The organism is Rhodococcus sp. I2R (assembly GCF_020889545.1).
In the GTDB taxonomy this organism is placed as follows: Bacteria; Actinomycetota; Actinomycetes; order Mycobacteriales; family Mycobacteriaceae; genus Rhodococcoides.
Genome location: NZ_JAHUTG010000014.1, coordinates 38,796 through 52,347, shown reverse-complemented (window position 1 = coordinate 52,347; position 13,552 = coordinate 38,796). Strand labels below are relative to the sequence as shown.

14 protein-coding genes and 1 pseudogene are annotated in these 13,552 nt (G+C 65.4%); 4 read left to right on the top strand and 11 right to left on the bottom strand.

The window, feature by feature from the left end:
* The 5 genes from KVY23_RS15875 to KVY23_RS15855 form a co-directional block, all read right to left on the bottom strand.
* Positions 1 to 1,194, bottom strand: a complete 1,194-nt coding sequence (locus KVY23_RS15875) for an ABC transporter permease (protein ID WP_206510906.1) — start codon at positions 1,192 to 1,194, stop codon at positions 1 to 3.
* Positions 1,191 to 2,084, bottom strand: a complete 894-nt coding sequence (locus KVY23_RS15870) for an ABC transporter ATP-binding protein (protein WP_206510905.1) — start codon at positions 2,082 to 2,084, stop codon at positions 1,191 to 1,193. The genes KVY23_RS15875 and KVY23_RS15870 overlap by 4 nt, the downstream gene beginning before the upstream one ends.
* 37 nt (positions 2,085 to 2,121) lie before the next feature.
* Complete coding sequence (locus tag KVY23_RS15865; protein WP_230557389.1) at positions 2,122 to 2,655, bottom strand: hypothetical protein; 534 nt, start codon at positions 2,653 to 2,655, stop codon at positions 2,122 to 2,124.
* Entirely contained in the window at positions 2,652 to 2,924 is a 273-nt protein-coding gene (locus KVY23_RS15860) for a helix-turn-helix transcriptional regulator (protein ID WP_075837333.1), read from the bottom strand. Before KVY23_RS15860 ends, KVY23_RS15865 begins: the two co-directional genes overlap by 4 nt.
* A 63-nt stretch (positions 2,925 to 2,987) precedes the next feature.
* On the bottom strand, positions 2,988 to 3,455 hold the full coding sequence (locus KVY23_RS15855) for a MarR family winged helix-turn-helix transcriptional regulator (RefSeq protein WP_230557388.1): 468 nt from the start codon (positions 3,453 to 3,455) through the stop codon (positions 2,988 to 2,990).
* An 80-nt stretch (positions 3,456 to 3,535) separates the two neighbouring features.
* Here KVY23_RS15855 and KVY23_RS15850 point away from each other — a divergent pair, with 80 nt between their 5' ends.
* Positions 3,536 to 4,366 carry an alpha/beta fold hydrolase gene (locus tag KVY23_RS15850; protein ID WP_230557434.1) on the top strand — a complete coding sequence of 277 codons (831 nt, stop codon included), beginning with the start codon at positions 3,536 to 3,538 and terminating at the stop codon, positions 4,364 to 4,366.
* Between the two features lie 74 nt (positions 4,367 to 4,440).
* Here KVY23_RS15850 and KVY23_RS15845 read toward each other — a convergent pair whose 3' ends face one another.
* Positions 4,441 to 6,075: an ABC-F family ATP-binding cassette domain-containing protein gene (locus tag KVY23_RS15845; RefSeq protein WP_230557387.1), complete on the bottom strand. Its 1,635-nt coding sequence runs from the start codon at positions 6,073 to 6,075 to the stop codon at positions 4,441 to 4,443.
* Between the two features lie 59 nt (positions 6,076 to 6,134).
* On the opposite strand from KVY23_RS15845, the gene KVY23_RS15840 reads away from it, so the two are divergent.
* Positions 6,135 to 6,983, top strand: a complete 849-nt coding sequence (locus KVY23_RS15840; protein ID WP_206510900.1) for an aldo/keto reductase — start codon at positions 6,135 to 6,137, stop codon at positions 6,981 to 6,983.
* Positions 6,984 to 7,018: 35 nt separating this feature from the next.
* Positions 7,019 to 7,840, top strand: coding sequence for a uroporphyrinogen-III synthase (locus tag KVY23_RS15835; protein ID WP_230557386.1), 822 nt, complete (start codon positions 7,019 to 7,021; stop codon positions 7,838 to 7,840).
* Positions 7,841 to 7,861: 21 nt separating this feature from the next.
* Here KVY23_RS15835 and KVY23_RS15830 read toward each other — a convergent pair whose 3' ends face one another.
* The 4 genes and pseudogenes from KVY23_RS15830 to KVY23_RS15815 form a co-directional block, all read right to left on the bottom strand.
* Positions 7,862 to 8,782 carry a VWA domain-containing protein gene (locus tag KVY23_RS15830; RefSeq protein ID WP_230557385.1) on the bottom strand — a complete coding sequence of 307 codons (921 nt, stop codon included), beginning with the start codon at positions 8,780 to 8,782 and terminating at the stop codon, positions 7,862 to 7,864.
* A 69-nt stretch (positions 8,783 to 8,851) separates the two neighbouring features.
* A pseudogene (locus KVY23_RS15825) lies at positions 8,852 to 9,805 on the bottom strand (AAA family ATPase); the annotation flags it as partial.
* A gap of 16 nt (positions 9,806 to 9,821) precedes the next feature.
* The gene (locus KVY23_RS15820; RefSeq protein WP_230557383.1) at positions 9,822 to 10,652 is read right to left on the bottom strand and encodes a mycofactocin-coupled SDR family oxidoreductase; all 831 of its coding nucleotides are present in this window, start codon (positions 10,650 to 10,652) and stop codon (positions 9,822 to 9,824) included.
* Positions 10,653 to 10,808: 156 nt separating this feature from the next.
* On the bottom strand, positions 10,809 to 11,888 hold the full coding sequence (locus tag KVY23_RS15815; RefSeq protein WP_230557382.1) for an NAD(P)-binding domain-containing protein: 1,080 nt from the start codon (positions 11,886 to 11,888) through the stop codon (positions 10,809 to 10,811).
* Between the two features lie 56 nt (positions 11,889 to 11,944).
* Between KVY23_RS15815 and KVY23_RS15810 the strand changes: the two genes are divergently transcribed.
* The gene (locus KVY23_RS15810) at positions 11,945 to 12,676 is read left to right on the top strand and encodes an enoyl-CoA hydratase (RefSeq protein ID WP_206510897.1); all 732 of its coding nucleotides are present in this window, start codon (positions 11,945 to 11,947) and stop codon (positions 12,674 to 12,676) included.
* Between the two features lie 73 nt (positions 12,677 to 12,749).
* On the opposite strand, the gene KVY23_RS15805 is transcribed toward KVY23_RS15810, so the two are convergent.
* A complete protein-coding gene (locus tag KVY23_RS15805; protein ID WP_075837327.1) occupies positions 12,750 to 13,550 on the bottom strand; it encodes a crotonase/enoyl-CoA hydratase family protein in 801 nt (266 codons plus the stop codon).
* Positions 13,551 to 13,552 lie beyond the last annotated feature (2 nt).

Here is a 13,552-nt window from a genome sequence, read left to right as displayed (position 1 = left end):
TTAGCGAGCGAACGCTTCCTTCCACGTGACGGTCTTACCGATCCTCAGGATGGAGCGCTGGTAGATCTTCGCTGCGACGACGGCGAGCGCTGCGGTGGTCGCGGCCATGATCAGGACGGTCCCGACGATCTGGTAGAGCGGTGCCACTCCCGCTGCGATGCGCAACGGCATCATGACGGCGGAGAACGGGGGTATCCAGCTGAGCACGTTGCTCAGGGTGCTCTCCGGATCGCCGACCGAGTAGAACGCCGCGAAGAACATCGCCATGATCAACACAAGCAGCGGCATCGTCGTCGAGTTGACGTCCTCCTGGCGGGAAACCATCGACCCGCCGGCGGCGTAGAGCACCGCGAAGAATGCGAAGCCGAGCACGAACCAACCGAGGGTGCCGACGAACACGCTGATGGCAGTACCGGTGACGGTCAGGACTCCGGTCGCCAAGCCGGCCCCGACACCGGCCACGCCGTACAGTGCGAGTTGCAGGATGCCGACCGCCCCGATGCCGAGAATCTTGCCCCATAGCAGTTGCAGCGGCCGAACCGTCGAGAGCAGCAGTTCGACGACGCGCGAGGACTTCTCCTCCACGACACCCATGGCGACATACATGCCGAAGCCGATGATCTGGGCGTAGAGAATGAACACCGCGGCCAGAGACAGCGCAACGCGCTGGCCGGCCTCCGGATCCGGCGGATCGATCGCGGTGACGGTGACTGTCGCGTTCGCCGTTGCCGCCGCCAGAGCCGCCTGGTCGACGTCTTGGGCGGCGAGTGCGCCGTCGGTGGCCTGCGTTTGCACACTGCCCTCGACAACGGCCCGCAGGGCTCCGATCAGTTCGGAGTCGGTGATGGCGGTGTAGGCGCCTGAACCACCTGGTACGAGAGCTACTGCGAGATCACCGGATTCGACGTCCGCGCGTGCGGCCGCCGCGTCCGCGATCTCGCGGACCTCCACGGGATAGCCGATGGCGTCTCCGTTCGCCTGCAGTACGGCGGCGATGGACTGATCGCCCACGACTCCGATGGCGTCGCGGTCCTCGCCGCCGCCGGAGAAGATGGAGTAGGCGACGATTCCGCCGATGATGGCGGCCAGGATGATGATGTTGCTGATGACGAAGCTCTTCTTCATCACCTGCACGGTGAACTCGCGTCGGGCGATCAATCCGATGGCTCTGCTGGAGCTGACGTTGTGGTTCATGCTTCGACCGCCTCTCGGAACAGATCGCTCAAGGATGGTTTGTGCGTCGAGAATTCGTGGACCGGTCCGGTTGCCAGAGCGGCGTGGAGAATGGCCTGGTCGTCGGTGCCCGGCTTGATGCTGAGGAGGGTTGTGCCGTGTGAGTGGTCGACCGTCTCGACTCCGGGGATACCGTCGGCCCATCCCGGTGTGGCAGCCGGCGCGTGTACTTCGAGCTGCGCATTCCCGCTGCCGCGCAGTTCGTCGACGGTTCCGACTGCCTTCATCGAACCGGCGGCGATGATGCCGACGCGGTCGCACAGTCGCTGCACCAGATCCAGTTGGTGGCTCGAGAAGATGACGGGGACACCGGAGGCGGCCTTCTCGCGCAGCACCTCGCTCATCACGTCGACGGCGACCGGGTCGAGGCCGGAGAAGGGTTCGTCGAGCACCAGCACGGCCGGGTCGTGCACGAGTGCTGCCGCAAGCTGCACACGCTGCTGATTGCCCAGGCTCAATGCGTCGACGGTGTCGTTCAGTCTGGCGGAGATGCCGAGCCTTTCGGTCCATCGCTGTACCGCGGATTCGGAGTCGGACTTGGACAGGCCGTGCAACTGCGCCAGGTATTCCAGCTGGGGTCCGACCTTCATCTTGGGGTAGAGGCCGCGTTCCTCCGGCATGTAGCCGATGGTGCGGCGCACATCGAGGTCGACGGGTTTGCCGCCGAGCAGTACCTGGCCCGAGTCGGCCGACAGCACTCCGAGGGTGATGCGCATGGTGGTGGTCTTGCCGGCTCCGTTGCTGCCGACGAAGCCGAACAGTTCACCGGGCCGTACATCGAAACTGAGCGAGTCGAGGGCGATGGTGTCGCCGTATCTCTTGGAGATGTTGTCGATCGTGAGAGTGCTCATGGTGCCCTTCTCTTCGAGTGTCAGAATTCTTCGAGCGTCAGAGGTCTTCGGGATCGGGGTCGGGGGTGATCCAAGCGAGAATCATTGCGGGTGAGCAGATTCCGGCCAGCAGCGCCGTGAGAGTCCAGGACGCTCCCGCATAGGCGAGGTTCTCGTTGTCGATCGTCGTCGACAGAAAGATCAACGGGACAATCGCGGCCAGCACCGTTCCCTGTGTGATGGTGAGCCCGATGGATCGAGCCTCGTTGCGCTGCTGCACTTCCCACTCATCCAGGGCTCCCGTCGGAGCATCGCTGTGTCGCCCGGACACCGTCTGCAGCATCGTCCACAGAACAAGAAACAGTGCGGTGGCCGGAAACCAAGCAATCGGTACCCATTCGAGAAACAAGGAACAGATCGAAATGATCAACAGGATGATCAGGGTGGCCGCCACTGCGATAGCAAGCATGCGTCTTCGGCGCTGCGTACGCCATTTCGGAAGCCAGTGGCGGGTTTTCGCGTCGTTCTCGATGAAGCGCCGGGTTCGGTAGGCCTGGTATCGGGTGAGAACGTTCGAGTCGGAGGTGTTCATGCGTTCTTCTCCCTTCGAAAGAGTTCGGCGGAGAGTGGTCCGAGTTCTTGTCGCGAGAACACTGCCTCGACGGGGAGGTCGAAGACGTCGCAGATTCGCATCGCAAGGTCGAGGCTGGGGTAGTGGTCACCTCGTTCCAGTGCGCCCACTGTCTGTGGGTTCACCTCGATCAGTTCGGCCAGTTGCGCGCGGCTCATTTTTCGTTCGGCTCGCAGAACTCCCACCCGGTTGTAGATCGGGAGCGTGTTGCCACGCTTGACGGGGCTCATGGAACAAAGTGTTGTATAAACCCAACGATGTGTCAACCGGTAGTAACAGAATTGTCGATGCGTCTAGGGGTTCTGTTGTTCGCGAGTCGCCGCGACCACTGCATGCATGGCCGTCAGGAATTCGTCGATCGTGGCGCGCTGCTCGGGTGTGAAACGCGCGAGTTCGTTGACGGCGCGGTCGATGACGGGGCCGAAGAATGTGGTACCGAGTTCGGCTGCATGTGCGGTGACCTGTAGGAGTACTCGTCGGCGGTCGTTTTGGTCGTGTTCACGTGATACCAAGTCTCGCTTGGTCATTCGATCTATCAGTGCCGTGACCGACGCGGATTCCAGGCCCAGCTGTCCGCCGAGCCAGCCCGGCGTGGCGCGCGTTCCAGCTCGGTCGGCGTCCAGCAGGCAGATCAGCGCGCGAATGTCTGTCGGGTGAAGCGAGTGCTTCTGGGCGAAGTCTGCGCCGAGCAGATCGAGCTCGACGGTCAATGCGCGCAATCGATGCACGGCGACGAGTTCGGTGGAGTCAGGTTCGGTCATGTGTTGATCCCTCGGGCGATGCTGGACGTAAGGTCTCTCTATTGTCTACTATCTCGATCATCGAGAGAATGGGGGATGCGATGACGCTCGACGAGTTCTTCTCTGCCTACGACCGAGTGCTGCAGAAGTGGCCGGCAGATGTCGAGGCCATCGACGTGAACACGGTGCACGGGACCACCCGGATCAACGCCTGTGGACCCGTCGATGCCCCCGCGCTGGTGCTGCTGCCGGGGGCCGGTGCGACGTCCACCGTGTGGTTCGCCAACGTGGCCGCGCTCTCACAGCGCTATCGGGTGTACGCGGTTGATCCGATGGGCGACGTCGGACGCAGCGTTCCCGGTGTGCGGTCCATCGACTCCGTGGACGAGTTGCTGAACTGGGTGACGGCCGTGCTGGATGGGTTGCATGTGTTCACGGCGGCGCTGTGCGGGCATTCCTACGGCGCGATGATCGCCCTGGCCTACGCGCTTCGCAATCCAGGTCGCGTCGACGCGCTCACGCTGCTCGATCCCAATGCTTGCTTCGGTTCCATGAGTCCGCGGTACCTGCTGCACGCCATCCCGATTCTGCTTTCTCCCAACGACACACGGCAACGACGATTCGTGCGGTGGGAGACCGGTGGCCTGGCATTGGATCCCGACTGGCTCGACGTGCTCGCGCTCGGAGCCGCAGATGTCCCGACGGCGAAGACCGTCGTTCCCGCGCGGCCCAAGCCCGCTGCATTCGAGAACTTCGGTGTCGAAACCACAGTGGTGCTGGCAGGTAAGGGCAAGGTGCACAACGCCGCTCGCATCGCGTCGGCAGTGCGCACCGTTTTGCCGACAGCGAGAACGGTGATCCTCGACAACGCCACGCATCACGGACTACCGATGCACCCTTCCGCTGAGGTAGACGAGATTCTGCTGAGCTGAACCAAGAATTCGAAGCGAATCGGGTGCAGCTGACCGCGCCTGGCGCGGCTGGCTGCACCCGATTTCACTGCGTCTCACAGCTCGTTCAGTTGCCCATCCGTCATCGTCCAGTGCCTCGTGCTTCGGACCGTGTCGAGCATTCGGCGATCGTGCGTCACCAGCAACAGGGTGCCCTCAAAGTTCTCCATCGCCCGCTCGAGTTGCTCGATCGCGGGCAGATCGAGATGGTTGGTCGGCTCGTCCAGCACGAGGAGGTTCACGCCGCGAGCCTGAAGCAATGCCAGCGCCGCACGGGTCCGCTCGCCGGGTGAGAGGGACGACGCCGGCCGTAGTGCGTCGTCGCCGCGCAGGCCGAACTTGGCCAGCAGCGTGCGGACCTCGGCGTCGGGCCACTCGGGAACCGCGGCACCGAGCGCCTCCGATACGGTGTCCGAGCCCACGAAATATGCTCGTGCCTGGTCGATTTCACCGACGGCAACTCCGGATCCCAGTGAGGCAGATCCCTCGTCCGAGCTGAGCCTGCCCAGCAATACCGAGAGCAACGTCGTCTTACCGGATCCGTTCGGACCGGTGATCAGAATGCGATCGCCCCACTCGATCGCCGTCGTGACGGGGCCGAACGTGAAGCCCTCGCGCCGAACCACGGCGCCGCTCGCCGTCGCGACGACCGTTCCACTGCGCGGCGCGGCAGCGATCACCATCCGCAGCTCCCACTCCTTGCGCGGCTCCTCGACCACCTCGAGGCGTTCGATCCTGCGCTGGGTCTGACGGGCCTTCGCGGCCTGCTTCTCGGTCGATTCCGCGCGGGTCTTGCGGGCGATCTTGTCGTTGTCGGTCGCCTTGCGGCGAGCATTGCGGACACCGGATTCCATCCAGTTGCGCTGCATCTGCGCACGAGTCTCCAGCGAGGCCTTGGTATCGGCGAACTCGTCGTATTTCTCGCGGGCATGCTCGCGAGCGATCTCACGCTCGGCGAGGTACGACTCGTAGCTGCCGTCGTACACGTCGATCCGATGCTGTGCGCGATCCAACTCGACGATGCCGGTGACCGTCCGAGCCAGGAACTCGCGGTCGTGGCTCACCACCACGATGGCGGCACGGGTATCGACGACGAACCGTTCCAGCTGCTCCAGGCCCGCGAGATCGAGATCGTTGGTTGGCTCGTCGAGCAGCAGGATGTCGTACCTGGCGAGCAAGATGGCCGCCAAGCCTGCGCGCGCGGCCTGTCCTCCGGACAGCGTCGACATCAAAGCACTGCCGTCGACATCCAAGCCCAGCTCGGCCAGCACTTTCGCGGTCCGCTCCTGAAGATCGGCCCCGCCGAGTGCGAGCCAGCGTTCGAGGGCAGGGGTGTAGCGGTCCTCACCGTCCTCGCCGCCCAGTGCCTCGGCCGCCTCGTTCATCGCCTGTTCCGCGGCGGTGACTCCGGTTCGTCGGCCGACGAACGCGAGAACCGATTCCCCGGCCAGCCGCTCGGGTTCCTGCGCGAGATAGCCGACGGTGGCGTCGGGCGGGCTGGTGTGGATCTCACCCTCCCAATCTGCAGTCCCCACCCCGGCCAGCAGCGTCAACAGCGTCGATTTTCCCGCGCCGTTGGCGCCGACGAGACCGATCACGTCACCTTCAGTGACAGTGAGGTCGAGCCCGGAGAACAGGGTGCGATCGCCGTGAAATGCAGCAAGGTCGTCGATTCGGAGCGTCGCAGTCACATCTGAAGTATCCAAGACAGGTCGGGAACACAGCCGCCCGCCCGGCAGTTGCAATATGTATGACGTTTTCAGCCGAGACCAGTACTGTTCCGACAATCGTGCTCAACGACGGGCACGCGATTCCCCAGCTCGGGTTCGGTGTGTGGCAGGTTCCCGACGACGGCGCCCAGGCCGCAGTGTCCGAGGCGCTGAAAGTCGGCTACCGCAGCATCGACACCGCGAAGGTGTACGAGAACGAGACCGGCACTGGCAAGGCGATCGCCGAGTCGGGCATTGCCCGTGACGAGCTGTTCATCACCACCAAGCTATGGAACGACGACCAGGGCTACGACTCGACCTTGAAGGCGTTCGACGCCAGTATGGAACGACTCGGCCTCGACTACCTCGATCTGTACCTCATCCACTGGCAGCAGCTCGACCGCGGCAAGTACATCGACACATTCAAGGCGTTCCAGAAGCTGAAGTCCGACGGCCGCATCGGCTCCATCGGCGTCTCCAACTTCACCATCCCGACGCTCGAGAAGCTGATCGATGCGGTCGGTGAGACCCCCGCGGTGAATCAGATCGAGCTGCATCCGCGCCTCATCCAGGAGGAACTGCGGGCCTTTCACACCGCGCACGCGATCGCCACCGAGGCGTGGAGCCCACTCGGTTCCGGCACCGTGCTCGACGATCCGGCTTTCGCACCGATCGCCGAGGCCCACGGTGTGACGCCTGCTCAGGTGATTCTGCGGTGGCACATTCAACTCGGCAACGTCGTGATCCCGAAGTCCGTCACGCCTGAGCGCATCGCGAGCAACTTCGATGTCTTCGGCTTCGCGCTCAGCAATGACGAGATCCAGCAGATCAACGCACTGGACACCCCGGACGGCCGAACCGGCCCAGATCCGGACAAGTTCAGCAGCTAGGCCCGAAAAGTCCCACTAGCACTAGTCTGAGCCGCATGGGACCGCTGAAGGGCAAGACGATAGCGCTGACCGCCGAGCGACGTGCGGAGGAGTTCGCGACGCTGCTCGAGCGCCGCGGCGCCGAGACGATTCACGTGCCCGCCATTCACGTCCTACCGCTGCTCGATGATTCGGTGTTGCAGGAAAAGACCGCCGGCATCATCGACGAGCCCCCGGAGCTGGTGGTGATCAGCACCGGCGTCGGCTTCCGGGGCTGGCTCGACGCCGCAGAAGGGTGGGGCAACCGAACGGAACTCCTCGCTGCCCTCGGGGCCTCGCGCATCATTGCGCGGGGCCCCAAGGCGCGGGGAGCGATCCGTGGGTCGGGGCTACGAGAAGTGTGGTCCCCCGCCACCGAAGCGTCCCAGGAAGTCGCCGATCATCTCGAAGCCGAGGGAATCGTGGGCGTAGACGTGGCCGTGCAGCTGCACGGCACCATCACCGAGTGGGAGCCGACGATCCACCTGGCACAATCGCTGGCCCGCCTCGGCGCCGACGTCCGGGAAATCCCTGTGTACCGATGGATCCGTCCGTCCGATCAGCAGCCGTTGATCGATCTGCTGGCCAGGATCCTCGACCACGAGGTCGACGCAGTCACCTTCACCAGCGCTCCTGCCGTCGCCTCGCTTCTGTCGACCGCCAAGGACAACGGCTTGCTCGACGAGTTCCTCGAGGCCCTGCGTGGCCCGGTCGCCGCCATCTGCGTCGGGCCGGTCACCTCGGCGCCACTCGATGCCTTGGGTGTGCCGACGCGTATGCCGGAGCGGGCTCGGCTGGGTTCGCTGGCGAAATTCGTCGTCGACGAGTTGGGCGAATAACCTTTTCACCTCTGAACCTCCTCACCTCTGAAAGAACGACGTCAACGCCGGCCCGACGTCGCGGTAGGTGCGGACCGTCCTGATGCGGCCACGTCCGAGTCGTGCGAGGTCGCGTCCCAGCTCGAGGTCCTGCTCACCGGAGATGTCGAGCAGCACGTCGAGTCGGGGAATCGTTGCGGCGACGCCGCGCGGATCGGGGCCGGCGTTGTGCACGCAATCGGAGAGCAGCAGCACCCGTCGATCAGGCGAGGACACCCCGCGCAGTAGGCCCGCGGCCGTGTCGAGGGCGAAGTGCACGTTGGTCAACCCGCGCGCGGGGATGCTCAGCACCGTGTCGAGAAGTGCGAGCGGGGTCGTCGAGTCGCCGAAGTGGGCCAGAACCGCAGCATCCGACCAGAAGGCGAGAACCGCGAGATCGTCGCGGTCAAGTCCCCCCGCGAGTGCGCCGACGGCCGCTGCCGCAGTGCGGACGCGTTCACCTTTCATCGACCCTGAGATGTCGACGACGAGTACCACGGACCTCTTGCTCAGGACACGTTCGCGTACGACGATGTCGGCGTCCTCGGGCATCGGGTTGGCCGCGAGCACGTCGATGGTCCGGTCCAAGTCGATCTCGTCGGATCCGTCTCGGTATCGCAGGGAGGTCAGGGCGCCGACACCGCGGCGTGCCCGGGGATCGCGGCGGGGTCGCCGTAGTGCCATGCGCGCTGCGATCGCCCGGGCGCGGGCCCGTGTGGCGGCGTCGGCTGCCGAATCCTCCTCGGCGGTATCACGGAGCGAGATCACCGCGGCGCTCTCCTCGGTGAACCCGGTTGCCGACGGATTGTGCTCGCCACCTGCCGGGCCGGACCTGCTGCGGTCGCCGCCGATCAGAACCGAACCACCGCCACCCGGCTCGAACAGGATGGGTGCTTCGGTGAGTGTCTTGGGTCTGCGGCGCAACGGTTTCAGCGTGCGCGACGCCGTCGTGCTGCCCGGCTTTCGGACCGGAGAATCGGCGACGACGGCTCTTCAACCAGGCGCAGCGGCGGCCGGTCGAAGGACGAAGTGGTCCTCCCAGATCTCGTGCAGGATCCGCTCGGGGGTGGCATCGGACGTCTCGTCGACGTGGATGCGCCCGGACAGGGCGACGAGCACGGCGTCGAGCATCACCCGTCGGTAATCCTCGGGAAGATCGCGCGGAGGGTCGATATCGGCGACGACGGGGATGGTGACCTCGCGTAGTTCGGCGAGCCGGCCGGCCACCAGAGTGAGGTCTATTGCGCCGCGAACGCTGCTGCCTTGGGTGATGTCCTCGTGTTCGCGAGTGGCCCGCGTGATCGCGACCGCATCGGCGATCACCCGCGCCGAGTCCGATTCGGTTCGAAGCGCGACGATGCCCCGTTCGGCTGCGGCATCCTGATAGCCGACGGCGAGGCGGCACAGCCGGTCGTGCACGCTGGTGGACAACCGGCTGGTGCCGACGTTGTCGTATGGGTTCATCGACGCGATCACTCGAAAGGTCGGCGCGGCCGTCACCGTCCCGACGCGGGGTATCGCGATGCGCCGCTCGGCCATAGCGGTCAACAGCGTGTTCAACGTGTCCTCGGGGGCGCGGTTGAACTCTTCGACGTACAGAAATCCGCCGCTGCGCATCGCCTCGACTAGGGGCCCCGGGACGAAGTTGTCCTCGCTGTAATCCTCCCGAAGCACGCGAGAAGGGTTGTGATGCCCGACGATACGAGCCGGAGTGAGATCGGCGTTTCCTTCGACGAAGAGCATGGGAATACCCCACTCGGCGGTGATGGCCCCGAGCAGCGTGCTCTTGCTGGTGCCCGGCGGACCCTCGATCAGCAGGTCCCGCCCGGCTGCGACCGCCGCCAGTAATAGGTCGAGTTCGCGATCCCTACCGACGACGCGAGCCGCGACCCGACGGCGCACGTCGGCGATCGACAGCACCGCTGTCATGTGTTGGTGCAGCAGGCGGGAAGCGTGTCGACGGTCATTTGATCACCGAACCTGCGTCGACGGGTAGCTGCACGCCGGTGATGTACCGGGCCTCGTCGGAGACCAGGAACGCGATGGCGTTGGAGATGTCGATGGACTCGACCCATTCGATGGGAAGCGCGTTGAGTGTCTTGAACGCCTCGGCGGCGTCCGCGCGGGTGGGACTCGGCTTGTCCGGCATGAACATCGAGTAGGTCGCGGTGTTGTGGATCATATCGGTATCGACGGCGGTGGGATGAACAGAGTTCACCCGAATCGAGAACGGCGCCAGTTCGTTTGCCAGCGTCTTGACCAATCCGACGACGCCGTGTTTGGCGGCCACGTAGTGCGCCAGGTTCGCCAGTCCCTTGATGCCTGCCGTCGAACTGGTCAGGACGATGGCACCGCCTCGGCCGCCGGCCTTGAGATGGGGCGCTGCGGCGCGCACCGTCTTGAACACACCCGTGAGGTTGATGCCGATCATGTCGTCCCAGGCCTCGTCGGTGAGTTCCTCGATCGGTGCGAAACTCGCGATGCCTGCGTTGGCGAGGACGATGTCGAGACGGCCGAGTTCGGCCACCCCGTCGTCGACGGCCTTCGTCAGCTGGGCGGTGTCGCGTACGTCGGCCGTCGAGGCAACGATCCGGCGGTCGAGCGCTTCGACCTGCGCTACCGTTTCGGCGAGATCGGCCTCGGTGGCGAGCGGGTAGACGACGCTGTCGACCTGTCGGCACAGATCGACGGCGATGATGTCGGCACCTTCCTGCGCCAATTTCAGGGCGTGACTGCGTCCCTGTCCGCGCGCGGCTCCGGTGATGAATGCAACTTTTCCGTCGAGCTTTCCCATGAGCGAACTTCCTTGTTCCTCGTGTGGCGAGAACAGCGCTCGCGCAGCGCATCACCCTGCGAGGCAACGCGTCCACGGCAGGCCATCTCATGTGTAGGAGATATCAAGAAAGGTAACCGACACCGGGTGCAGGATTGGGCGAAATGCTTGAAATCGTTACCGGATCCTCAGGGTTTCCAGCAGCTCGCTCACTGCCGCCCGCCCAGCGCGGTTGGCGCCGATCGTGCTCGCCGACGGCCCGTACCCGAGCAGGTGCACGCGGTGGTCCGCCGCCACCCGAGTCGCGAGCCTTCCGTCCATGACGATGCCGCCGCCGTGTCCGCGCAGGCGCAGCGGCGCCAAGTGATCGAGCGCGCTCCGAAACCCCGTCGCCCACAGGATCACATCGGCGCGCACTGTCGATCCGTCGGCCCAGGCGACGCCGTCCGGGACGATGTGCGAGAACATCGGCAGCCGCTGCAATGCACCGCGATCGCGCGCGGCCCGCAACGAGTCGGTCAGCAACAATCCGGTGACCGATACGACCGAACCCGGCGGCAACCCACTCCGAACACGCTCCTCGACCATCGCGACGGCAGCGCGGCCGGCCTCGGGCCCGAACTCGGAATCGCGAAAGACGGGTTCGCGACGGGTGACCCACGTGGTCGAGGTGACCTGGGAGATCTCGTCGAGCAGCTGCACAGCGGAGATGCCGCCGCCGACGACAACGACGTGCTTGCCGGTGAACGCGTCCGGCGTCGAATAGTCCTTGGTGTGCAGTTGTTGCCCGCGGAACGTCTCGGCGCCCTGGTAGTGCGGGATGAACGGCTTCTCCCAGGTCCCCGTCGCGTTGATCAGTCCGCGTGCTGAGAGGACGGTCTCGCCCGCCTCCACCCGAAACCTCGGCTCGCGGTCACACACCACGGTGACCGTCACCGGGCGCTGGACCTGTAGGTCGAACTTTTCCTCGTACGCGCGGTAGTAGCGCGGCACGGCCTCGGCAGCGGTGACTTTGTCGGGAGAAGCGCCCGTGAGGGTGTCGGCGAACGCCATCCCGGGTAGATCGTGAACGCCGTTGACCGTCCTCAGCGTCAGTGACGGCCACCGGTACTGCCAGGCACCGCCCGGGCCGGGGGACCGGTCGAGCATCACGAACCCGTCGCCGGGAGAGCGCCCAGCCTTCCGGAGGTGATAGCCGGCCGACAGGCCTGCCTGCCCGGCACCGATTACTGCCACATCAGTGAAGATCACATCCACCAGTACATCAGCCCGCGGGACTGCGGTGCGCTGGGCGATGGGTAACCTCTAGCGACATGATCGAACAGACCCGTGACGGCGACGTCGTGACCTTGGAACTACAGCGACCCGAACGTCGCAACGCTCTCGACACGGCGCTGTGCGTCGCGCTGCGCGACGCGATCGTCAGTGCAGTCGCCGCCGACGCGCGCGTCATCGTGATCACCGGGCAGGGCTCGAGCTTCTGCGCCGGCGCGGACCTCGAGGGGGATCAGTTCCCGGAGGAGTTCCCCGAGGCGCTCGAGTCCATGCTCAGGGCCATCGAGGCGGCTCCCATCCCCGTCGTCGCAGCCGTCAACGGCCCGGCTGTCGGGGCCGGAACCCAACTTGCCATCGCCAGCGACCTACGCGTCGTCGCCGATGGCGCATTTTTCGAAATCCCGTCGACCCGCCTGGGCATCGCCGTCAACAACTGGACCATCAAGCGGCTCGCGTCCCTTGCGGGCGGGAGCGTCGCCCGCACCATCCTGCTGGGCGGCGAGCGGCTCGACGCCGACCGGGCCTACGCCAGCGGCCTGGCCAACAAGCGCGGCGATCTGGCGATCGCGCAGCAATGGGCGTCCTCGATCACCGAACTTGCGCCGCTCGCGCTGCGGCACCTCAAACTCGTCTTCAACGACGACGGCACCCGCGACGAGCCGACGCCGGAGCAGTGGTCGGCCTTCGGTGCGGCCTGGACGAGTGAGGACATGAAGGAAGCTCGGCGGGCGCGGAACGAGAAGCGGAAGCCGAAGTTCACGGGTCGGTGAGGCGGCTTCGCCGCATGTGAGTGGAAATGCATAGTGGGGCACGTATTTCCGCTCACATGTGCGTCAGCGCCTGTCAGCGCCCGCCGAACTCGGGGCTTCGTTTCGCCAGCATCGCGTCGACGGCCTCGGTGTGGTCGGAGGTGGTGTGCGCGATCGCCTGGTACGCCGCGGACAGCTCCAGCAGGCTCTCCAGAGACTGGTGCTGGCCCTCGCGCAGCAGCTTCTTGGTCATCCGCAGCACCTGCGGCGGGTTCGCGGCGACTCTCGACGCCAATGTGTGTGCCGCGCCGAGCAGCTCGCTCGGTTCGACGACCTGTGAGACCAGACCCCACTCCAGGGCTGTCGCCGCGTCGATCGCTTCGCCGGTGAATGCCATCTCACTCGCTCGCGCCATGCCGACTGCCCGAGGGAGTAGCCACGCGCCACCGTCGCCGGGAATGATGCCGACCTTGACGAAGCTCTCGGCGAACTTCGCCGTCGTCGAGGCGATGCGAAGATCGCACATCAGCGCCAGGTCGCAGCCCGCGCCGACGGCCGGACCGTTGACCGCAGCGATGGTCGGAACTGCGCAGTGGTACAGGGCTTTCGGGATGCGTTGGATGCCGCGTCGATAACCCTCTCTCAGTTCGGCGGGGGTGCCGGCGAACATGCCCTCTTTGTCGCGCATGTGCTTGACATTGCCCCCGGAGGAGAATGCCGAACCAGCGCCGGTCAGTACGGCGACCCGCACGCTGTCGTCTCGATCGACCTCGGCCACAGCCGCTTCGAGCGCGTCTATGGTCTCGGCCTCGGAGATCGGATTGCGGGCCTCTGGGTTGTTCAACGTCCACACGACGACGTCGCCCCGGCGTTCGACCAGCACTGGTTCGGTCATTG